Annotated in this window: 23 protein-coding genes; 20 read left to right on the forward strand and 3 right to left on the reverse strand. The window is 59.5% G+C overall.

Translation table 11 applies throughout. The features are described from left to right. The first annotated feature begins 46 nt into the window (after positions 1-46). Together ACR3E6_RS09510 and ACR3E6_RS09515 are read left to right on the forward strand one after the other, a co-directional pair. Positions 47-925, forward strand: coding sequence for a 50S ribosomal protein L11 methyltransferase (locus ACR3E6_RS09510; RefSeq protein ID WP_480486880.1), 879 nt, complete (start codon positions 47-49; stop codon positions 923-925). Between the two features lie 101 nt (positions 926-1,026). After that, positions 1,027-1,371 (forward strand): hypothetical protein, encoded by a 345-nt coding sequence (locus tag ACR3E6_RS09515; RefSeq protein ID WP_171636822.1) that lies wholly within the window; start codon positions 1,027-1,029, stop codon positions 1,369-1,371. Between the two features lie 111 nt (positions 1,372-1,482). Here the strand turns inward: ACR3E6_RS09515 and ACR3E6_RS09520 are convergent, their stop codons facing one another. Beyond that, positions 1,483-1,698, reverse strand: coding sequence for a DUF1127 domain-containing protein (locus ACR3E6_RS09520; RefSeq protein WP_171636824.1), 216 nt, complete (start codon positions 1,696-1,698; stop codon positions 1,483-1,485). Positions 1,699-2,031: 333 nt separating this feature from the next. Here ACR3E6_RS09520 and ruvC point away from each other — a divergent pair, with 333 nt between their 5' ends. The 18 genes from ruvC to ACR3E6_RS09610 all read left to right on the forward strand — a co-directional run bounded on the left by ruvC (position 2,032) and on the right by ACR3E6_RS09610 (position 18,443). Next, positions 2,032-2,529, forward strand: coding sequence for a crossover junction endodeoxyribonuclease RuvC (ruvC, locus tag ACR3E6_RS09525; RefSeq protein WP_152457220.1), 498 nt, complete (start codon positions 2,032-2,034; stop codon positions 2,527-2,529). Beyond that, positions 2,526-3,203 (forward strand): Holliday junction branch migration protein RuvA, encoded by a 678-nt coding sequence (ruvA, locus tag ACR3E6_RS09530; RefSeq protein ID WP_171229582.1) that lies wholly within the window; start codon positions 2,526-2,528, stop codon positions 3,201-3,203. The genes ruvC and ruvA overlap by 4 nt, the downstream gene beginning before the upstream one ends. A gap of 4 nt (positions 3,204-3,207) precedes the next feature. Further along, positions 3,208-4,227 carry a Holliday junction branch migration DNA helicase RuvB gene (gene ruvB / locus ACR3E6_RS09535; RefSeq protein ID WP_171229583.1) on the forward strand — a complete coding sequence of 340 codons (1,020 nt, stop codon included), beginning with the start codon at positions 3,208-3,210 and terminating at the stop codon, positions 4,225-4,227. A 63-nt stretch (positions 4,228-4,290) separates the two neighbouring features. Continuing rightward, on the forward strand, positions 4,291-4,914 hold the full coding sequence (locus ACR3E6_RS09540) for a hypothetical protein (protein WP_171636956.1): 624 nt from the start codon (positions 4,291-4,293) through the stop codon (positions 4,912-4,914). Then, a complete protein-coding gene (gene ybgC / locus ACR3E6_RS09545) occupies positions 4,911-5,294 on the forward strand; it encodes a tol-pal system-associated acyl-CoA thioesterase (protein ID WP_171636827.1) in 384 nt (127 codons plus the stop codon). The genes ACR3E6_RS09540 and ybgC overlap by 4 nt, the downstream gene beginning before the upstream one ends. Before the next feature lie 110 nt (positions 5,295-5,404). Then, a complete protein-coding gene (gene tolQ / locus ACR3E6_RS09550) occupies positions 5,405-6,100 on the forward strand; it encodes a protein TolQ (protein ID WP_152457225.1) in 696 nt (231 codons plus the stop codon). Between the two features lie 2 nt (positions 6,101-6,102). Then, positions 6,103-6,579, forward strand: coding sequence for a protein TolR (gene tolR, locus ACR3E6_RS09555; protein WP_152457226.1), 477 nt, complete (start codon positions 6,103-6,105; stop codon positions 6,577-6,579). Between the two features lie 9 nt (positions 6,580-6,588). Beyond that, entirely contained in the window at positions 6,589-7,692 is a 1,104-nt protein-coding gene (locus ACR3E6_RS09560) for an energy transducer TonB (RefSeq protein ID WP_480486883.1), read from the forward strand. Then, positions 7,689-9,008 (forward strand): Tol-Pal system beta propeller repeat protein TolB, encoded by a 1,320-nt coding sequence (gene tolB / locus ACR3E6_RS09565; RefSeq protein WP_171636829.1) that lies wholly within the window; start codon positions 7,689-7,691, stop codon positions 9,006-9,008. The genes ACR3E6_RS09560 and tolB overlap by 4 nt, the downstream gene beginning before the upstream one ends. A gap of 72 nt (positions 9,009-9,080) precedes the next feature. Further along, positions 9,081-9,587, forward strand: a complete 507-nt coding sequence (gene pal, locus ACR3E6_RS09570) for a peptidoglycan-associated lipoprotein Pal (RefSeq protein WP_152457229.1) — start codon at positions 9,081-9,083, stop codon at positions 9,585-9,587. 4 nt (positions 9,588-9,591) lie between these two features. Then, a complete protein-coding gene (gene ybgF / locus ACR3E6_RS09575; RefSeq protein ID WP_480486885.1) occupies positions 9,592-10,416 on the forward strand; it encodes a tol-pal system protein YbgF in 825 nt (274 codons plus the stop codon). Continuing rightward, a complete protein-coding gene (gene tilS, locus ACR3E6_RS09580; RefSeq protein ID WP_480486887.1) occupies positions 10,407-11,666 on the forward strand; it encodes a tRNA lysidine(34) synthetase TilS in 1,260 nt (419 codons plus the stop codon). Before ybgF ends, tilS begins: the two co-directional genes overlap by 10 nt. Before the next feature lie 75 nt (positions 11,667-11,741). Then, complete coding sequence (gene ftsH / locus ACR3E6_RS09585; RefSeq protein ID WP_171636833.1) at positions 11,742-13,655, forward strand: ATP-dependent zinc metalloprotease FtsH; 1,914 nt, start codon at positions 11,742-11,744, stop codon at positions 13,653-13,655. Positions 13,656-13,752: 97 nt separating this feature from the next. Continuing rightward, the gene (locus ACR3E6_RS09590; RefSeq protein ID WP_171636835.1) at positions 13,753-14,349 is read left to right on the forward strand and encodes an MOSC domain-containing protein; all 597 of its coding nucleotides are present in this window, start codon (positions 13,753-13,755) and stop codon (positions 14,347-14,349) included. A 144-nt stretch (positions 14,350-14,493) separates the two neighbouring features. Beyond that, entirely contained in the window at positions 14,494-16,170 is a 1,677-nt protein-coding gene (locus ACR3E6_RS09595; RefSeq protein WP_480486889.1) for a formate--tetrahydrofolate ligase, read from the forward strand. Between the two features lie 60 nt (positions 16,171-16,230). Then, a complete protein-coding gene (locus ACR3E6_RS09600) occupies positions 16,231-16,536 on the forward strand; it encodes a chorismate mutase (protein ID WP_171636837.1) in 306 nt (101 codons plus the stop codon). Positions 16,537-16,589: 53 nt separating this feature from the next. Further along, entirely contained in the window at positions 16,590-17,480 is an 891-nt protein-coding gene (folD, locus tag ACR3E6_RS09605) for a bifunctional methylenetetrahydrofolate dehydrogenase/methenyltetrahydrofolate cyclohydrolase FolD (protein ID WP_171636839.1), read from the forward strand. 264 nt (positions 17,481-17,744) lie between these two features. Continuing rightward, positions 17,745-18,443, forward strand: coding sequence for a LytTR family DNA-binding domain-containing protein (locus tag ACR3E6_RS09610; protein ID WP_480486892.1), 699 nt, complete (start codon positions 17,745-17,747; stop codon positions 18,441-18,443). Between the two features lie 2 nt (positions 18,444-18,445). Here ACR3E6_RS09610 and pdeM read toward each other — a convergent pair whose 3' ends face one another. Continuing rightward, a complete protein-coding gene (gene pdeM / locus ACR3E6_RS09615; protein ID WP_480486894.1) occupies positions 18,446-19,108 on the reverse strand; it encodes a ligase-associated DNA damage response endonuclease PdeM in 663 nt (220 codons plus the stop codon). 40 nt (positions 19,109-19,148) lie between these two features. Continuing rightward, entirely contained in the window at positions 19,149-21,560 is a 2,412-nt protein-coding gene (locus ACR3E6_RS09620; protein WP_480486896.1) for a ligase-associated DNA damage response DEXH box helicase, read from the reverse strand. Positions 21,561-21,597 lie beyond the last annotated feature (37 nt).

Genomic DNA, 21,597 nt, shown 5'->3' on the forward strand with positions numbered 1-21,597 from the left:
CGGCGCGGCGTCCTAGGCGCGGTGTCAATCGAGACAGGAGGCCCCAATGCCCACATTCACCGCACTGACGACGCTGACAGGTAAGAAGGCCGCCGAAGGTCTGGGCGAGGCGATGGAACGTCTGGAGCCAGAGCCAACCGGCGTTGGTGTGTTCGAAGTCGAAGACGGATCCGGCCTGTGGGAGGTCGGCGGATATTTCACCGAAGCCCCTGACGAGACCGCGCTGGCGGTTCTGGCAGCGGCGTTCGACGCCAAACCGTTTGTTGTTTCAGAGCTGCCGGAAACCGACTGGGTTGCGCATGTGCGACGCGAGCTTGCACCCGTCGAGGCGGGGCGTTTCTTTGTCTATGGAAGCCATGATGCCGACAAGCTGCCCGAAGGTCGCATTCCATTGCTGATCGAGGCCGCAATGGCCTTTGGCACCGGCCACCATGGTACGACTTTGGGTTGCCTCAAGGCCTTTGACAGATTGCTGGACGAAGGCTTCACCGCGACGAAAGTGGCGGATATCGGATGCGGCACCGCCGTTCTGGCCATGGCCGCAGCCCGGGTTTGGGACGGCGACATCATTGCCAGTGACATTGATGAAGTGGCCGTTGACGTGGCCGAAGCCAATCTCAAGGCGAACGGGATGTCCGGTGCCGTACGGTGCGTGGAAGCCGCGGGTTTCGATCACCCCGATCTCAGGGCGCACGCACCCTACGACCTGATCTTTGCCAATATTCTGAAAGGTCCTCTGGTCGCCCTCTCGCCGGAAATCGCGGCGAATCTGCGTCCCGGAGGCTATGCAATCCTGTCGGGGATCCTCAACGAACAGGCCGATGACGTGGTGTCGGTTTATTCTCAAAATGAATTCAATCTCGCTCATAGAGGTGAGATTGGTGAGTGGACGACCCTAATCTTAATGAAACAGGGCTCAAACTAGGCCATTTGCAGGAGTTTTGTGGAATTTTGCCACGTTTTTGTCGTATTCTCTATTTACCGTTTTCTGACTGAAGTCGAGGGGGGCGGTTTTTGGAGGCTGCCATGACGGGTAAACAACTGGAGTTCACTCAGCGCGTTAATCGCCTGAACAAAAAACATCAAAAGATGAGCCGTGGCTATCGCGCGACGATGCGCAAGGATGGCCTGGTCGTCATGAAGCCGCAGCGGGTAAGCTCGGCAGTGCCGGCCAGGGTGCTGTTGCTTACGCTTCTGAGTGTTGTGGCGTTCAAGGCGTTTCTTTTGTCCAGCCTTGGCCCGACCGGATACCAATATCGGATCGACAGTTTGAACGAAGGCACATCGGTCGAAAAAGCGGGTGCCTGGGTGATGCAGATCGACCCGGTGTCGCAGGCGATTGCCGTGCAACTCAACAAGGTTTTATACTGAATCTCAATTTGACTCAGTTTCCAAAAAAAAACACCGCGTGCCCGGGGCGCGCGGTGTTTTTGTTTGCCCCTCAAGGGAGGAGGAAGGGGCGAATGCGAGTGGTGGTCGGTATTACCGGAGACCTTGGGCGATGGCGTCAATGTCGCCGCGGCACAGGCCGATATCTTCCAGTTCACGATCGCTCAGACCGGTCAGCGCGTTGCGGGTAACGCGGGCGTCATTCCATTCGACAGCTGCGTTCACGGCCGATACGAAAAATGCGCCGATACGGCCAACGAGGCCGAACGAGCCAGTGGAGGCGAAGCGGGTGGTGTCCAGTGCAGCCATATCCTGTTTCCTTCTGGTTGGTGTTCACTTTGCAGTCTTGCGATCTGCCCGGCATCTAGTGCCGCCAAATCGCCCGCACAAGTTCAGTTTTTGCATGTGTCCTATGCGTTTCCTGCAATGCTGCAAAAGGCTGTAATCTCCTTAAATAATTGGTGAAAACGCGTTCACAAAAGTGTCGAATTCAGACTTTTTGAAGTCGCAAATGGCACGTTGAGTCGCCCTTGGGACAGGGGTGTCGTTTTCAGGCCTTGGGTCAATTCGCTTGGAAAATGTTCACGCTTCGTGCTAGGCGTTGAAAAAAGATCACAGAACCCGAGCAGGCCGAGGCAAAACATGCGAATTCTGGGCATTGATCCGGGGCTTAGGACCCTGGGGTGGGGCGTCATCGAATCAAATGGCAGCCGCCTGAGCCACGTGGCCAACGGTTTGTGCAAGTCGGATGGGGATGATCTGGGTGAGCGGCTGTTGTCTCTCCACAACCAGATTGTCGAAGTCATCGCCGATCACCAACCGGACCAGGCAGCCATTGAACAGACCTTTGTGAACAAGGATGGTGCCGGTACGCTCAAACTGGGTCAGGCGCGTGGGGTTGCGTTGCTGACACTGGCTCAGGCTGGTTTGCCGGTTGGGGAATACGCCCCGAACCGGGTCAAGAAAACGGTCGTGGGTGTGGGGCACGCGGAAAAAGAACAGGTGCTGCACATGGTCAAACTGCAATTGCCCGGATGTCAGCCCAAAGGGGCGGATGCAGCCGATGCTCTGGCGATTGCGATTTGCCATGCCTATTACGGCAAGACCCAACAGGTGCGTGTGAAAGAGGTGCGGGCATGATCGGAAAACTCACCGGAAGGCTGGACTATCGCGCCGCAGATCACGTGCTGATCGATGTCCGGGGGGTGGGATACATCGTCTATTGCTCTGACCGGACCATGGCGGCACTGCCGGGCGTGGGCGAGGCGGTTTCGATCTATACGGACATGGTCGTGCGCGAAGACCTGATGCAGCTTTATGGCTTTCTTTCGCTGGTCGAGAAGGAATGGCATCGCCTTTTGTGCTCGGTTCAGGGGGTCGGAGCGAAAGTCTCTCTGGCGATCCTCAGCGCGCTGGGGCCGGACGGTGTCAGCCGCGCAATCGCACTGGGAGATTGGGCGGCGGTCAAGGCGGCGAAAGGTGTGGGGCCGAAAACAGCGCAGCGGATCGTTCTGGACCTCAAGGACAAGGCGCCGGGCGTGATGGCCATGGGTGGCACGGTGATTGATGCGATGGATGGCCCTTCGATCGAAGTTGTAGAGCCTGTCGAGGCAGCGCCTGCTCCGAAGCGGACGCCAAAACCAGCCTCTGGGGCCGCTGCGGCATCAGCGGGTGCGCTGTCTGCCTTGTCCAATCTGGGTTATGGGCCGTCGGATGCAGCAGCCGCGGTTGCCGAGGCCGCCGCCAACAACCCGGATGCAGACGAAGCGGGTTTGATCCGTGCCGCCCTGCAATTGCTGGCTCCGAAAGGCTGAATGAATGGTAGACGCTGATCCCACTGTGCGCCCGGACCCATTGCCCGAGGACAACGACCGCGCATTGCGCCCGCAGGGCTTGGATGAGTTCATCGGTCAGGCCGAGGCGCGCGCCAATCTGCGCATCTTCATCCAATCCGCCCGCCAGCGGGGCGAGGCGATGGATCACACGTTGTTCCATGGCCCTCCGGGGTTGGGCAAGACGACGCTGGCGCAGATCATGGCGCGTGAACTGGGGGTGAATTTTCGCATGACGTCCGGGCCGGTTCTGGCGAAAGCGGGCGATCTGGCTGCGATCCTGACCAATCTCGAAGCGCGTGATGTCCTGTTCATCGACGAAATCCACCGCCTGAACCCGGCGGTGGAAGAGGTGCTTTACCCCGCGATGGAGGATTTCGAGCTTGATCTGGTGATCGGCGAGGGGCCCGCTGCGCGCACGGTTCGGATCGAGTTGCAACCCTTCACGCTTGTCGGGGCCACGACGCGCATGGGTTTGCTGACCACACCTTTGCGCGACCGGTTTGGTATTCCGACCCGGTTGCAGTTCTACACCGTGGATGAACTGCATGAGATCGTCACCCGAAACGCGCGGAAACTCGGCGCTCCGGCGGATGATGAGGGCGCGCGTGAGATTGCGCGCAGGTCGCGCGGGACACCGCGCATCGCCGGACGTCTGCTGCGCCGGGTGGTGGACTTCGCCATTGTCGAAGGAGATGGGCGGATTACCCGCGAACTGGCTGACGGAGCCTTGACGCGGCTGGGTGTGGACCATTTGGGGCTGGATGGTGCGGACCGCCGGTATCTGAAACTGATCGCCGAAAATTACGGTGGTGGTCCTGTCGGGATCGAAACGATGTCAGCCGCGCTGTCTGAAAGCCGGGACTCGCTGGAAGAAGTGATCGAGCCCTTTCTGTTGCAACAGGGGTTGATCCAGCGGACACCGCGTGGGCGGATGTTGGCGCAAAAGGCCTGGACGCATCTGGGCATGGCTGCACCCAAGCGGCAGAGCGATCTGTTCGGTTGAAGCTTGCGCTTGGAAAATTTATGCCTTCGGCGAGAGTATTTTCGAAAAGATGAAGGCTTGACCGTGACACCGGAAGAGATTGAGGCGCTGTTCACGCGCGAAAGCGGTGAGTTTCTGTTTGCCCGTTGGGGACGACCCATCGTGCCGATTGTGTTTGGCGTTGAAGATGAAACGCTGTCCACTGTGAAGGGCGCCTTCGAGGCGGTTGTCACCTTGGCCGGTCACAAAATGGCCGAAACCGACCCCGAACTTGGTGCCAACTGCATGGTCTTCTTCTTCCGGGATTGGAAAGAGCTGCTGGACGTGCCGGATCTTGATCGTCTGATCCCGGATCTGGCACCGTTGGTCGGGCGCTTGGTTAAAGCGGATGCAAACCAGTACCGCATCTTCCGGTTCGAAGAAGACGGTGCGATCCGCGCGGCTTTTGTTTTTCTGCGCATGGACAAGCAGTTGTCCAAGATACCGGCGGAAACGCTGGCGCTGAGCCAGGTGGTGCAGACCATCTTGCTTTGGTCCGACACTGCGTTTCGGACGCAATCTCCGCTGGCCGTGGCGGGCGAGACGACGATCCTGCGCCCCGATATTGCTGCGTTGATTCGGGCTGCTTACGATCCGGTTTTGCCCGGTTCGGCGCAGGATGCGTCTCATGCGCTCAGGTTGTTTGCCCGGTTGGAGCCACCGCAATGAAACATTCCTACCCGGTTCGTGTATATTATGAAGACACCGACATGGGCGGCGTCGTCTATCACGCGAACTATCTGCGGTATATCGAACGTGCGCGTTCGGATTGGGTGCGCAATCTGGGCAATGACCAGAACGCGATGCGGGAAGAAGGCATTGTTTGGGTCGTGCGGCGGGTCGAGGCCGATTACCTTTCGCCAGCCAGGTTCGATGACGAACTGATCGTCGAAACCGAAGTCACGGAAATCTCGGGTGTGCGGCTGACCATGGCGCAGCTGGTCCGGCGTGGCGAGACCGAGATTTTTCGCGCCTCGGTCACTGCCGTGTGTATCAACAAGGATGGCAGGCCGATCCGGCTTCCGGCAGAGATTCGCGCATTGATGTAACAATTTGAGGGTCGGGGGTGGTTCTATTGGCATTTCAACCCCAACTGCGTTAGCGTTTGGCAAAACAAGGCCAAACAAACGGCCGTCAGGCAAAAACAAAGAGCAGGTTCATGGAAGCTGAAACGCTGGCGCTGGCGCAGGAGATCGATTTCTCCATGTGGGGGCTGTATGCCCGCGCGACCTTTATCGTCAAATTGGTGATGTTGATGCTGATCGGTGCATCCATCTGGTCCTGGGGCATCATCATCCAGAAGCTGATAAATTACCGCGCGGCCCGTCGCGAGGCGCAGGCATTTGACGAGAGCTTCTGGTCCGGCAACCCTTTGGACGAGCTGTTCGAGCAGATCGGAACCCAGCCGGATGGCAGTTCTGAAAAGATTTTTGCGGCCGGAATGATCGAATGGCGCAGGTCGCACCGAAATGATGGCGGATTGATTGCCGGAGCGACCGCGCGGATAGACCGGTCCATGGATGTGGCCATAGCGAAAGAGGCAGAGACCTTGCAGAAAGGTCTGCCCATACTGGCCACGGTTGGATCGACTGCGCCGTTCATCGGCCTGTTTGGTACCGTCTGGGGCATCATGAATGCGTTTATTGAAATCGCCGAACAGCAGAATACCAACCTGGCGGTCGTGGCCCCGGGTATTGCCGAGGCACTATTGGCAACGGGGCTCGGCCTTCTGGCCGCGATCCCGGCGGTTATTTTCTACAACAAGCTCAGTGCTGACTGTGACCGCATCGTGGGCGGCTATGAGGCCTTTGCTGACGAGTTCGCGACCATCCTGTCGCGCCAGTTGGATAGCTGACAATGGGCGCGGCGGTTCAGCAATCCTCGGGTGGAAACGGGCGCAGACGCGGTCGGCGTCGCGGTCGTGCGCAACCCATGGCCGAGATCAACGTGACACCGTTTGTGGATGTCATGCTGGTTTTGCTGATTATCTTCATGGTGGCCGCGCCATTGCTGACCGTCGGTGTTCCGGTAGATCTGCCCAAGACCGCCGCCAGTGCTTTGCCCGGTGACAATGAAGAACCTTTGACCGTAACCCTGACGGCAGATGGACGTGTGCAGATCCAGACAACTGACGTGTTGCGCGAGGAACTGATCGGCAAGCTGCGGGCCATCGCCGCAGAGCGGAGCAGTGACCGGGTTTTCCTGCGCGCCGATGGCGCGATTCCTTACGCGCAGGTCATGCAGGTCATGGGCGCGCTGAACGCGGGCGGGTTTTCCAACGTTGGGCTTGTGACCGATACGGGCGGGCCGACGCTGGACGAAGGTGGAGAGTGAGGGCGCACGGTGGATACCGGCACCAAGATTTCGGCGATTGCGCATGTCAGCCTGATCGGAGCGGCGCTTTTCGGCGGTACCTTCCGGTCCGAGCCTTTGCCGATGGCCGTACAGGATGTGTCCGTGATAACCGCTGAACAATTCGCGGCCATGACGGCCCAGCGGGATGCGCCTGATATCCCGGAGGTGCCGACGGCATTGCAACAACCGCCCGAACCACAGGCTGATAGCACGCCGCCAGAACCTGTGGTCGAGGAACAACCCCGCCCTGAACCCGTCGTGCCTGCCGAACCCGAACCCGAGCCTGCCCCCGTTATCGTCGAAGCACCGCCGGAACCGGACGTGCCGGATGAGCTGCCGGTACTGACAGAGCCCGAGGTCGAACCTGTCGCACAGCCTGTGCCTCCGGGACCCGAGGCGCAGCCGCGCCCGTCCGATCGTGTTGCCCCCGAGGCCATAGCGCCACCACCGCCCGAGGCAAAACCGGATGATTTCGAAACGCCGCCGGTGTCTCTGGACGAGGGCGCCGAGGTTCAGCAAGAACAACAGGATCAGACCGCGCCGGAAGAAGCGGCCCCCGAGATCGTGACCGAGGCAGAGGAAACCAAAGAGCAGTCTCCGCTTACGTCACCGCGACCGCGGGTGCGTCCGAACCGCCCAAGCCCACCGCCCGAAGCCGTTGTGGCAGAGACGCCCGAGGCGGCGCCTGAACCTGACGCGCAAGCCGACGAGGCCGCGATCAATGACGCTCTGGCCGAAGCCTTGGGCAGTGGAACCCAGCCATCCGGCCCACCGCTGACCAGCGGCGAGAAGGACGCGATGCGATTGGCCGTGTCCAAGTGCTGGAATGTGGGCTCTTTGTCTACGGATGCACTGAGTACTGTGGTCGTTGTGGCTTTTTCGCTAAACCGTGATGGTACGGTTGTGGATGGCAGCATTCGGATGCTGGACAGTTCTGGTGGGTCTGCTGGTGCGGCCAATCAGGCTTATCAGGCCGCCCGGCGCGCGATTTTGCGCTGCGGGGCCAGAGGATATGATTTGCCTGCTGACAAATACGCTCATTGGCAGGATGTTGAGATTACATTCAATCCCGAGAGGATGCGGATCAAATGATGAAACTTCTGACCAGCCTCTTTGTCGGCCTGACGCTGATGTCTGCGCCGGTTCTTGCACAGAACGGTCCCCTGCGACTGGAGTTGGACCAGGGCATTATCGAACCATTGCCCTTTGCGGTGCCGAGCTTTGTTCCCGATGGTCCGTCAGCGGCGCAATATGCACAGGACATCTCGCGCGTGGTGGCGGCTGATCTGACAGGAACCGGGTTGTTCCGCGAGATCTCTTCGGATGCCTTCATCAGTCGGGTCAGCAGCTTCGAAGCACCAGTTCAGTTTGCCGATTGGAAAGCGATCAATGCCGACGCGCTGATTACGGGGGCGGTCAATGTTTCGGGCAAGAACCTCACGGTTCGGTTCCGGGTCTGGGATGTGTTTTCGGGTCAGGAGCTGGGCAATGGGTTGCAATTGGCAGGCACCACCGAGGGCTGGCGGCGCATGGCCCACAAAGTGGCAGATCAGGTGTACAGCCGGATTACAGGCGAGGGCGGTTATTTTGACAGCCGCGTGGCCTTTGTTTCGGAAAGTGGACCGAAAAACCAACGCCTGAAACGTCTGGCGATCATGGATTATGATGGGGCGAACGTGCAGTACATGACCGACAGTGCCGCAATCGTTCTGGCGCCGCGCTTTTCGCCTACTGGCGATCGGTTGCTGTACACCAGCTATGAAAGCGGCAGCCCGCGCATCTATGTTCTGGATGTGGGCCGCGTCAAACGACAGGAACTGAAGACGCAGGACGGAACCATGAGCTTTTCGCCCCGCTTTTCGCCGGATGGCCGGTCGATCGTGTATTCCTTGATTCAGGGCGGAAACACGGATCTGTGGAAAATGGATCTGGCGTCGGGGCAAAGCACTCGTCTGACCAACACGCCGGCGATTGAAACCGCCCCCAGCTATTCGCCGGATGGCAGCCGGATCGTGTTTGAAAGCGACCGTTCGGGCACTCCGCAGCTTTACGTGATGCCTGCGAATGGCGGCGAGGCAACGCGGATCAGCTTTGGCTCGGGTCGTTATGGCACGCCGGTATGGTCGCCGCGCGGCGATCTGATTGCCTTTACCAAGCAAAATCAGGGCCGCTTCCACATCGGGGTGATGCGCACGGACGGATCAGAGGAACGCTTGTTGACCGCCTCGTTTCTGGATGAAGGCCCAACCTGGTCGCCCAATGGCCGCGTCATCATGTTCACCCGTGAAACGCAGGGCGCCAGCGGCCGGGCCTCGCTGTATTCGGTGGATATCTCGGGCCGCAACCTGCGCCCGGTGCGTACACCGGATGGCGGCAGTGATCCGTCATGGGGCCCACTACAGAATTGATCGCAGCAAAGTTCACAACGAATCGTCCCTGTGGTAGACAGGCGGCAACAATCAAAACACGAGGCACTTGAAATGAATGTATTGAGCAAAGTCCTGGCGTTGGGCGCGCTGAGTGTGATCGCCGCCTGTACGAACAATGACCCATCCGCCTTGGGCGGCAGCGGTGCTGGTGGCACAGGCGCAATCGTACCGGGCTCGCCCAGTGACCCGCGTTCGCCTGCGTATTTCCAGCAGACCGTCGGGGATCGTGTTCTGTTCGCCGTGGACCAGTCCACCCTGACACCACAGGCGCAGACCGTGTTGCAAGGGCAAGCGGACTGGCTTCTGGCCAATCCGGATTTTGTTGCCACGATCGAAGGGCACGCGGACGAGCAGGGTACGCGCGAGTATAACCTTGCGCTGGGTGCGCGTCGCGCAAATGCCGCTCGTGAGTATCTGATTTCGCGCGGTGTTGCTGGCAACCGTCTCAAAACCGTCAGCTACGGCAAGGAGCGCCCAATTGAGATTTGCAGCGTTGAGGAATGCTATTCCAAGAACCGCCGCGCAGTGACTGTGCTGACCGGATCAACACTGGGGTAAGACAATGCGTATGGCAGGATGGGTATTGGCGGCGGTCATGGCGACAGCCGGTGTTGCACAGGCACAGGATCAGCAAACCCTGGCCGACATACGTCAGGAGCTGACGGTGCTGCATGTGGAAATTCAGCGTCTGAAGCGCGAGTTTTCCACCACAGGATCGCCCGCGCCAAACTTGTCCGGCAGTTCGGTTCTCGATCGGGTTGACGCCATTGAAGCGGAACTGCAACGCCTGACCCGTCAGACCGAGCAGCTTAACCAGCGTGTGCAAAACATCGTCTCAGACGGCACCAATCGCATCGGAGATCTGGAGTTCCGCCTGTGCGAGCTTGAGGCAAACTGCGAGATTTCAGGCGAACCGACCAGCACACTGGGCGGAGAGGGCACAGATGTAGGTACGGCCGTCATCACGCCTGCCACGCCATCCCAAACCGATCAGGGTGAACTGGCCGTGGGCGAGCGGGCGGATTTCGACGCGGCATCGCAAGCACTGGCCGATGGGAATTACCAGACTGCGGCTGATTTGTTTGCGCAGTTTGATGCGAACTATCCTGGCAGCCCCCTGGCGCCCGAAGCGAATCTGAAACGGGGTCATGCGCTCGAAGGCCTTGGCGACACCCGCGAAGCGGCACGGGCGTTTTTGGCAAGCTTTACCGGAGATTCCGAAGGCGCATTTGCCCCCGAGGCGCTGTTCGAGTTGGGCGCGGCGCTGGGGCGTCTGGGGCAGACCGATCAGGCCTGCATCACGCTCAACGAAGTTGGCGTGCGCTTTCCATCCGCACCGGCATTTGCGGATGCGACGCAAGAGATGTCTGCGCTGGGGTGTTCTTGAATCGTCACAGCGAAAACCTGCTTGCAGAGCTTCGCGCCCGGCTTCCCGAAAGGCTTCCGCCTAAACTGGGCGTGGCGGTCTCGGGCGGTGGGGATTCCGTGGCGTTGATGCATCTTTTGCATCAAGTCGCCCAAAACGAAGAGATCGCCCTTTTTGTGGCCACGGTCGATCACGGCTTGCGCCCCGACGCAGCGCAGGAGGCCGTGACAGTGTCGCGCCAGGCCGCTGCTTTGGGGCTGCCGCATGACATTTTGCATTGGGCGGGTTGGGACGGATCGGGCAATGTTCAGGACGAGGCCCGCAAGGCGCGTTACAGCCTGCTTGCCGGTTGGGCGCAACAGCGCGGAATCGACGCCATCGCGTTGGGGCACACGGCGGATGATCAGGCGGAAACGTTGCTGATGCGATTGGGTCGTTCATCAGGTGTCACGGGACTGTCCGGCATGTCGGCAAGCCGGCAATGGGAAGGGGTGACATTGCTGCGGCCAATGCTGGGGATCACACGCAAGGATCTGAGAACCTACCTGACCGGTATCGGCGCAACATGGGTCGAAGACCCGTCGAATCAGGACCCTCGTTTCGACCGGATCAAGGCACGAGAGGCCATGTCCGGCCTCAAACCACTGGGAATTGATGCGCTTTCACTGTCGCGAGTGGCCGACAATCTGGCGCAGGCCAATGCAGCCCTGGGCGTTTTTGCGCAGGAATCCGCACGGAATGTCGCCCAAATCGAACAATGCGACGTGAAGGTGAACAGGGCCGGTTTTGCCGCATTGCCCAAGGAAATCCGACGCCGCGTGTTGCTTGGATGCCTTGCCTGGATCGCAGGGCAGGGATATCCCCCGCGTCAGGCGGCGGTCGAGCAGGCCATGAAGGCCATAACCGACGGGCGGGCAGGGTCGCTCAGCGGTTGCCTGTTGGTCCCGGAAGGGATGAGTGTTTGGATTTGCAGGGAATTCAAGGCCGTGGAGGCTCGGATTTCAGCACGTGACGAAGTTTGGGATGGCAAATGGGTCTTGACCGGTCCCGAAATTTCCGGTGCCGAGATCCGCGCTCTGGGTGAAGACGGGCTGCGACAGGTGCCTGAATGGCGCGAAACAGGCCGGCCCAGGCTGGCCTTGAGTGCGACGCCCGCGGTCTGGAAGGGGGGCGTGGTGCTGGCCGCTCCGCTTGCGGGATTCGCGAATGGATGGCGCGCGGACACGACGCCGGAATGGCCCGAGTTCCACGCATCTTTTTTATCGCATTGAACATACCACAATCCTCTCTATTTTAAGAGGTAACTTGGCAGCTTCTCACCTGCCGGAACTTTTGGGAGAATTTCCTTGGGCAACGCTCGCAATATCGCGTTTTGGGTCGTTCTGTTCCTGCTAATCCTTGCACTGTTCAATCTGTTCAGTGGACCGGGCGGAACGCTTCAGAGCAATGAAAGAACTTACTCCGATTTCGTCGGCGCTGTGCAAGGCGGTGAAGTCAAGAACGTGACGCTGGATGGTGAACAGATCCGCTATACGACCGAGAGCGGTGCGACTTACGTCACGATCAAACCCGGCGATGCCGAGGTCACCAAGCTTTTGATCGATGAGAACATCCCGGTTCAAGCGGTCAAGCAACAGCAGTCGGGCTTCCAGTCTTTCCTGATCACGCTGTTGCCGTTCCTGTTGCTGATCGGTGTCTGGGTCTATTTCATGAACCGGATGCAGGGCGGCGGCAAAGGCGGTGCGATGGGCTTTGGCAAGTCGAAGGCCAAGATGCTGACCGAAAAGCATGGCCGCGTCACATTTGACGACGTCGCGGGCATCGACGAGGCCAAGGAAGAACTGGAAGAGATCGTCGAATTCCTGCGCAATCCACAGAAGTTCAGCCGCCTTGGCGGTAAGATCCCCAAGGGCGCGCTGCTGGTCGGACCTCCGGGCACCGGTAAGACCTTGCTGGCCCGTGCCATCGCGGGTGAGGCGGGTGTGCCGTTCTTCACTATTTCAGGGTCCGACTTTGTCGAGATGTTCGTGGGTGTCGGTGCATCCCGTGTCCGGGACATGTTTGAACAGGCCAAGAAGAATGCGCCTTGTATCGTCTTTATCGACGAGATCGACGCGGTGGGTCGCCATCGTGGCGCTGGCTACGGCGGTGGTAATGACGAACGCGAACAGACCCTCAACCAGTTGCTGGTTGAGATGGACGGCTTTGAGGCCAATGAAGGCGTGATCATTCTGGCGGCCACCAACCGTAAGGATGTTCTGGATCCCGCACTGCTGCGTCCAGGCCGCTTTGACCGTAATGTGACCGTTGGCAACCCCGACATCAAAGGCCGTGAGAAGATTCTGGGCGTGCACGCACGCAAGACACCTTTGGGCCCCGATGTCGATCTGCGCATCATTGCTCGCGGCACGCCGGGCTTCTCGGGTGCCGATCTGGCGAACCTCGTGAACGAGGCTGCTTTGATGGCCGCCCGCGTGGGTCGCCGCTTTGTCACCATGGAAGACTTTGAGAACGCCAAGGACAAGGTGATGATGGGCGCCGAGCGCCGCTCGATGGTGCTGACCCAGGACCAGAAGGAAAAGACAGCCTATCACGAGGCCGGCCATGCCGTTGTCGGCCTGACCCTGCCGTTGTGCGATCCTGTCTACAAAGCCACGATCATTCCGCGCGGTGGTGCGCTGGGTATGGTGGTTTCGCTGCCTGAAATGGATCGCCTGAACTACCACCGTGATGAGTGTGAGCAAAAGCTGGCCATGACCATGGCCGGCAAAGCCGCCGAGGTCATCAAATACGGTGAAGACCACGTTTCGAACGGCCCGGCCGGGGATATCATGCAGGCCAGTCAGCTGGCGCGTGCCATGGTGATGCGCTGGGGCATGTCGGACAAGGTTGGCAACATCGACTATGCCGAGGCGCATGAAGGCTATCAGGGCAACACCGCAGGGTTCTCGGTGTCGGCCCATACGAAAGAGCTGATCGAAGAAGAGGTGAAACGCCTTATCCAGCAGGGTTATGAGCGCGCGCACCAGATTCTGACCGAACAGCACGAAGCATGGGAACGCCTGGCGCAGGGCCTGCTTGAATACGAAACCCTGACGGGTGATGAGATCAAGCGCGTTATGAACGGTGAATCACCCAGCGAGGATGATGAAGGCGACAAGCCAGATGAAGGCAGCGCGCCCAGTGTCACGGCCATTCCCAAGACAAAGGCCAAGAAATCTCCGCCCGATGGCGGGATGGAGCCTGAACCCACCGCATAGTCAAAAAAGACCCGGCGCATAGTCCGGGTCTTTTTTCTTTTCATCGGTGTTTTGCCGGGCAATATGCGCGCAAGAAAAAGGATGAAAAGGGAAGGCTATGCCGTTTTTGCGTGAAACCAAATTTGCCGCTGAAGCAGTCTGGCTTGGCTATGTCCCTGCGGGAACCTCTTTGCGGGCCCAGGCTGTTGATACGCTGGATCTGGGTTTTGACGGCGTGAAGGGTGAGCGCCACGAAGGCCTCAATCGGGCGTCCTGTGTCCGGGTCTCGAACCTTTACCCGAAAGGCACTGAAATTCGCAACGTGCGTCAGCTTTCAGTTTTGTCCGAGGAGGAGTTGCAGCAAATTGCGCAGGACATGGGGTTGGATCAGCTTGACCCGTCCTATCTTGGGGCTTCCATTGTGCTGCGCGGAATCCCGGATTTCTCTCATATTCCCCCGTCCTCGCGTCTTCAGGCAACGAACGGGGCGACGATAACAGTGGACATGGAAAACGCCCCTTGTGTTCTGCCGGGGCGCGAGATCGAAGCGGATCAACCGGGGCATGGCGCAGCTTTCAAACCTGCGGCGGCCGGGCGTCGGGGCGTCACCGGATGGGTCGAGCGCCCGGGGCGCATTCAACTGGGGGACCGGCTGAAACTGTTTGTTCCGGATCAACCTGTTTGGGCTTGTGAAAACGGGCTTGTTTCCGATTAGAAACCCCTGAAACGAACTTACGACGCTTCGCGACGCCAGAATGTCGGAATCCATGGCTATCGGGATTGTACACAAGGGTATGGAATGCACAGCGCCGACGCCCCGCGTCGGTTTTGCACGGTATTCAATCAAGGACCCCGGCCAATGAGCTACAAATCCGATATCGAAATCGCCCGCGAAGCGAACAAAAAGCCGATTCAGGAAATCGGTGCCAAGATCGGCATCGACTCTGCGGATCTGCTGCCTTACGGCCATGACAAGGCGAAGGTTAGCCAGAACTTCATCAACTCGGTTCAGGACCGCGAAGACGGCAAGCTGATCCTGGTGACTGCAATCAACCCGACCCCGGCAGGTGAGGGCAAGACCACGACCACAGTGGGTCTGGGTGACGGCCTGAACCGCATCGGCAAGAACGCGATGATCTGTATCCGCGAAGCTTCGCTTGGCCCGAACTTCGGTATGAAGGGCGGCGCCGCGGGTGGCGGTAATGCGCAGGTCGTTCCGATGGAAGAGATGAACCTGCACTTCACCGGTGACTTCCACGCCATCACCTCGGCGCACTCGCTGCTGTCGGCAATGATCGACAACCACATCTACTGGGGTAACGAGCAAGAGATCGACACCCGCCGTGTCGCATGGCGCCGTGTGGTCGATATGAACGACCGTGCCCTGCGTCAGATCACAGCTTCACTGGGTGGTGTATCGAACGGCTTCCCGCGCGAAGCTGGTTTTGACATCACCGTGGCGTCCGAGGTTATGGCGATCCTCTGCCTGGCAAACGACCTGAAAGACCTTGAAAAGCGTCTGGGCGACATCATCGTTGCTTACCGCCGCGACAAGACGCCGGTCTACTGCCGTGACATCAAGGCCGAAGGCGCAATGACCGTTCTGCTGAAGGATGCGATGCAGCCGAACCTGGTGCAGACGCTGGAAAACAACCCGGCCTTCGTCCACGGCGGCCCGTTTGCGAACATCGCGCATGGCTGTAACTCGGTCATCGCGACCAAGACCGCTCTGAAAGTTGCCGACTATGTCGTGACCGAAGCCGGTTTCGGTGCGGATCTGGGTGCCGAGAAGTTCATGAACATCAAGTGCCGCAAGGCGGGCATTGCCCCGTCGGCTGTGGTGCTGGTTGCGACCGTGCGGGCAATGAAGATGAACGGAGGCGTTGCCAAGGCCGATCTGGGTGCGGAAAACGTTGAGGCCGTCAAATCAGGCTGTGCCAACCTTGGCCGTCACATCGAGAACGTGAAATCCTTCGGTGTACCGGTTGTCGTCGCGATCAACCACTTCGTCACCGATACCGATGCCGAAGTTCAGGCGGTGAAAGACTATTGTGGCGAGCACGGCGTCGAGGCGGTTCTATCGCGTCACTGGGAGCTGGGTTCCGAAGGGTCTGCCCCATTGGCCGAGAAAGTCGTCGAAATCGTCGAAGGTGGCACCGCGAACTTCGCACCGATCTACCCCGACGATATGCCTCTGTTCGAGAAGATCGAAACCATCGCCAAGCGCATCTACCGCGCTGACGAGGTTCTGGCTGACAACAAGATCCGCAACCAGCTGCGTGAATGGGAAGAAGCCGGATATGGCAACCTGCCGGTCTGCATGGCCAAGACGCAGTATTCCTTCTCGACCGACCCATCGCTGCGCGGTGCACCCACGGGCCATTCGGTTCCGGTGCGCGAGGTACGCCTGAGCGCGGGCGCGGGCTTCATCGTGGTCGTCTGCGGCGAGATCATGACCATGCCTGGTCTGCCCCGCAAACCGGCTGCCGAAACCATCTGCCTCAATGACGCAGGTGAGATCGAGGGCTTGTTCTAAGCCGCCGAATAGGACATCTCGTGGTCCGGGGATTCATTCCCGGGCCATGAGGAGATGACGATGCCCACTCTGACACCGCCTCAGAACTGCAACACGATGCAGGAGCTGCGGGCTGAGATCGACAAGCTGGATCGCCAACTGATCGAAATGCTGGTGACACGCGCCAGCTATATCGACCGCGCGTCGCAGCTGAAACCGGGCGAGGGCCTTCCGGCCCGTATCCCGGAACGCGTCGAAGAGGTGGTGCAACGCGTGCGTGCAAGCTCGGACGCGCTGGGGATGGACCCGGATCTGGCCGAGAAGCTGTGGCGCATATTGATTGACTGGTCGATTGCACGCGAAGAGCGCGTGATTGGCACCGACTGACTGACCGGGCGCTCCGTGCGCCCGATCCGTTTTTTGAAAGAAGGGATCGAAGTATGGTAGCTCAGGTTATCGACGGTAAGGCCTTTGCCGCAAAAGTGCGCGGTCAAGTTGCCGATCAGGTCGCAAAGCTGAAAGAAGAAAACGGCATCACCCCTGGCCTGGCCGTGGTTCTTGTGGGCGAAGACCCAGCCAGCCAGGTTTATGTCCGCTCGAAGGGCAAAATGACCGTTGAAGTCGGCATGAACTCGTACGAGCACAAACTGGACGCCGCGACGTCGGAAGAAGACCTGCTGGCGCTGATCGACAAGCTGAACAACGACCCGGCCGTGCATGGCATTCTGGTTCAGTTGCCGCTGCCCAAACACCTGAACGAGGATCTGGTGATCAACTCGATCGACCCGGCCAAGGATGTGGATGGCTTCCACATTTCGAACGTGGGCCTTCTGGGCACCGGTCAGAAATCGATGGTGCCCTGCACCCCGCTGGGCTGCCTGATGATGCTGCGTGATCACCACGGTTCGCTTTCCGGCATGGACGCCGTTGTGATCGGCCGCTCGAACATTGTGGGCAAACCGATGGCGCAGCTGCTGCTGGGCGACAGCTGCACCGTGACCATCGCGCATTCGCGCACCAAGGATCTGCCGGATGTCGTACGCCGCGCCGACATCGTTGTTGCCGCTGTTGGCCGCCCCGAGATGGTTCCGGGCGACTGGATCAAGGAAGGCGCGACCGTGATCGACGTAGGCATCAACCGCATCGAACGCGACGGAAAGAACAAGCTGGTCGGTGACGTGGACTATGCCAGCGCGTCCCAGCGTGCTGGCGCCATCACTCCGGTTCCGGGTGGTGTAGGTCCAATGACCATTGCATGCCTGTTGGCCAACACTTTGACTGCGTGCTGCCGCGCCAACGCTCTGCCCGAACCCGAAGGTTTGACTGCGTAAGGCAATCTGGTCGGGTCGATCATATCGGCCCGGCACACTCCTCGGTTGTGCGTGACCCCGCGAGACAATCGTTGCACGCTGTAGCCATTTTGCCCTGAATGGGTTTGACAGCTTAAGAAATCGTGATATCCCAGTATTCCCAGTTGGTTACAGGTAAGGTGCATCAGTGCGTGTCGTGCTAAGGTTGAATTTTGTTGAGTCATGCACAAAAGCGGTATGACGTCTGGGATTAACACCGTTCGGAATGCTTGTACCCCACAGCGAGTGACGGCGGGCCTTGTCTTTCTTCCATTGCTTGCCTACGCGTTTCCTCCGTTTCTGGTTGCGGATCTGAGCTTCGGTTTGCGTCTTCTTTTCTGGACCGGGGTGATGGTCCTTGCCCTGACAGTCACCGGGTTGGCGCGCAAGCTGATGCAGAAAAACCCTGTTCTGTTGAATGTTCCCGTCCGTGATCTGGCATTCGCGGCACTGATCCTGGTTCTGTTCACGCCGTCCCTTTGGATATTGGCGTGGGTCCTGTTCACGTGCGGGGGCCACATAGTACCTGGCGCCCAGACCGTAGCGGTATATGGGGTCCTGTTTGCAACGGGTTTGGTTCTTGTGCAACGCAATGATCTGAACCCATTGATGGCCTCGACCCCGGACGCCGAGAAGCCGCGCCTGATCAGGCGTCTGCCGCCTGACTTCGATGGTCAAATCCATCGTTTGACGGTCAGGGACCACAATGTGGATATTGTCACTTCAGAAGGCACGTTCACGGTCCGCTCGCGCTTTACGGACGCAATTGCCGAGATGGAGCCGGTCCCCGGGCACTGTTCGCACCGGTCACATTGGGTGGTAGACGCGTCCATTGTTGGGCTTGAAAAAAAAGCGGGTAAAACCTTTTTGCGCCTGATGAACGGCGATCTGGTTCCAGTAAGCCGCAAGTACAAACCGAAGTTGGAAGAAGACGGGTTGATCTGAACTCAACGCGGCATTGGGATCATCTGTGGTTGCGGACCCGTTAGAATGGCCATTGCGTCCGAGCCCATGAGATCGGAAAGTGCCCGATCCGAACTGCGCAACCCCCCGGTGTAAGTTCCGTAGGCAGGCAGGATCAGCCGGTTTCTGTCCAGCAGAAAGGCGGGCCGGGAAATGTGCCTTCCTTTTGTCCGAATCTGTGCTTTCGGATGAAAATGGCCTGAAATTTCACCTTGCGGCCGATCCTGGGAGATGTGACGAAAGACAAGAGGACCGCACTGCCATTCGACCAGATGAGAGCCCCCCATCTCGATCGGGCCGGGATCGTGATTCCCTTCGATCCAGATCCATTGGCGCCCGGCCTGCAAAGTCGCAATCCTCAACCCTTCTGCGTCGGGCAAGGTTTGGGCCGCTTCGAGATCGTCAAAGCTGTCACCCAGGCAGATGACGGTTTCGGCGTTGGTGTGTTCCAGATCGCGCGCCAGCCGGTCAAGCGTTTCGCGACTGTCATAAGGCGGAAGCGTAGCCCCGCCCCGTCGGGCCATACGTTCTGATTTTCCCAGATGCAGGTCCGAAACACAAAGCAGTCGCCGCGCCGGCCACCATAATGCGCCAGACGGCAACGCAGCGAGTTGCTGGTCTGCAAAGGAAAATTCACACACGTTCATGATACGTTCTTGACCTGATTCCACATCTTGCGCAAGGGCTTCAAAGCTGGTCCAACCCGGCGGCTTCCAGCAGGCGGGCGCTTTCTTCGGCAAGCAGCCTTTCTTCGGCGGCCCCTTTGACAGGCACCTTTCCGACCTCAAGAAACAGCGGCGCGGCCAGTGGGGAAACGCGGTCCAGACGCAGCAGATCGATGCGGTCGCCGATGCGCGCCAGCATTGCCTCGATCCGACCGAAGTCAACCAACCCGCGCATGGCTTCTTCGCGGGTGATCTGCATCAACAGATGATCGGGATCATATTTCAGCAAAGTGTCATAGAGAATATCTGACGAAAACGTGGCTTGCCGCCCGGTTTTACGTTGCCCGGCCAAGTTGCGTTCGATCAGACCGGCAATCGTGGCCGACGCGCGAAAGGTACGCTTCATGACTGCGTTGCCTGCCAGCCATGTGTCCAGCCCGTCACGCAGCGCTTCGGGTTGAAACAAAGGGCGTGGGTTAGTGACCGCATCCAAACCCCAAATCAGCGTGGCATAGTCTGTGGCGACAAACCCCAGCGGCGCCAAACCGGTTTCCTCCATCCGTTTGGTCAGCAGCAGCCCCAGTGTTTGTTGCGCGTTGCGGCCGGCGAATCCGTATACGCACAGATGCTCTCGCCCGTCGCTTGGAAAGCTTTCGATCAGCAGACGATCCCGTTGAGGCAGGCGGGACATTTGGCGCTGCAAGTCCAGCCAATCAGCCGTATGGGAAGGCAGGTGCGGCCAGTCAGTTTGGGCGAACATGCGCAGAATGCGGTCGCTGAGTTGCGTTGAGGTCGCAAATTTCGTGCCCGAGAAGGTCGCGATCTTTGGTTTGCGATCGGCGCGACGGCTGACTTCGACCACCATTTCGCGCAGACCTTCATACCGTACGATCTGTCCGCCGATCAGGAAGGTATCGCCGGGGGTCAGCGAAGCAGCAAAGGCTTCCTCGACTTCGCCCAACGGTTTACCGCCACGGCTGCGTCTAAGGCGAACTTTGAGTGTATCCGTGTCCTGAATCGTGCCCAGATTCATGCGAATGCGCGACGCTGCGCGGGGATCGCGCAATTGCCATTGCCCGTCGGCGCGCTGCTGTAACCTTTGCCAGCGATCATAGGCGCGCAAGGCGTAGCCACCGGTGGCGCAGAAATCCAGACAGGAGTCAAATTCGGATCGGGTCAACTTTGCGTAAGGTCCCGCGGATGTCATCTCGGCATATAGATCATCAGCGTCAAAGGGCCCGGCACAGGCCGCAATCAGAATGTGCTGGCACAACACATCGCGGGGGCCGGAGCCTCGGGGTTCTCCGTCCAGGTCATGGGCTTTGGCGGCCTCGAGCGCAGCGACGCATTCGACAACCTCAAAGCGGTTGGCAGGAACCAGCAGCGCCTTGGAAGGCGCGTTGTAGCGGTGGTTGGCCCGACCAATCCTTTGCACCAGCCGCTTGACGTTCTTGGGCGCACCGATCTGAATCACCAAATCGACATCGCCCCAATCAATGCCCAGATCGAGGCTGCCGGTGCAGACGATGGCGCGCAATTCGCCACGCACCATCGCGGCCTCGACCCGCTCGCGTTGCTGCCGGTCAAGGCTGCCATGATGGATGCCGATGGGCAGGCCGTCGTCATTCGCCAGCCACAGATTGTGAAAGTAGATTTCGGCCTGCGCGCGGGTGTTGTGAAAGATCAGCGTGGTCTTGTGCCGCCGGATCTGGTCCAGCACAGCCGGAATCGAATAGGCCGCGCCTCCGCCGGACCAGGGCGGCGTTTCCGTTGTTTCCAGCATCTGGATGTCCGGGTCCGGGCCGGGATCGGCCTGCACGATCCGGCAGGCGTCCGGGTGGCGCGCCAGAAAGCCGGCAATTGCCGCAGGGTCTTCGACTGTGGCTGACAGGCCTACACGACGCAGACCCGGGTTGAGGCGCTGAAGTCGTGCCAGGGCCAGCATCAGCTGATCGCCGCGCTTGCTTTCCGCCAGCGCGTGGACTTCGTCGACGATGATCCGCTGTACCCCATCGAACATGCGCGGCGCATCTTCGTACGAGGTCAGCAGTGCCAGACTTTCCGGTGTGGTCAGCAAGATATGGGGTGGATCGGCTCTTTGGCGTTTTTTCTGCGTGGCCGAGGTGTCACCGGTGCGATCCTCGATCCGGATGGGCAGGCCGATCTCATCCACCGGGGTGCGCAGGTTACGTTTGATATCCGCCGCCAGCGCCTTGAGCGGCGAGACATAGAGTGTATGCAACCCGTTGTGGTCCCCGTCGGCCATTTCGGACAGGGAAGGCAGAAATCCGGCCATGGTCTTGCCGCCACCGGTTGGGGCGATCAGCAGGGTTGCCGGTTCCTTCGCCCGGTCGAACATCTCTTTCTGATGTGGGTGGATGGACCAGCCTTTGGAGGAGAACCACGTACCAATCCGAGCGGGAATCTGCGTCATGGTTGCAGATTACCCGCCCGGAGGAGGGATTGGCACG

This window comes from Ruegeria sp. AL3, from assembly GCF_056536065.1.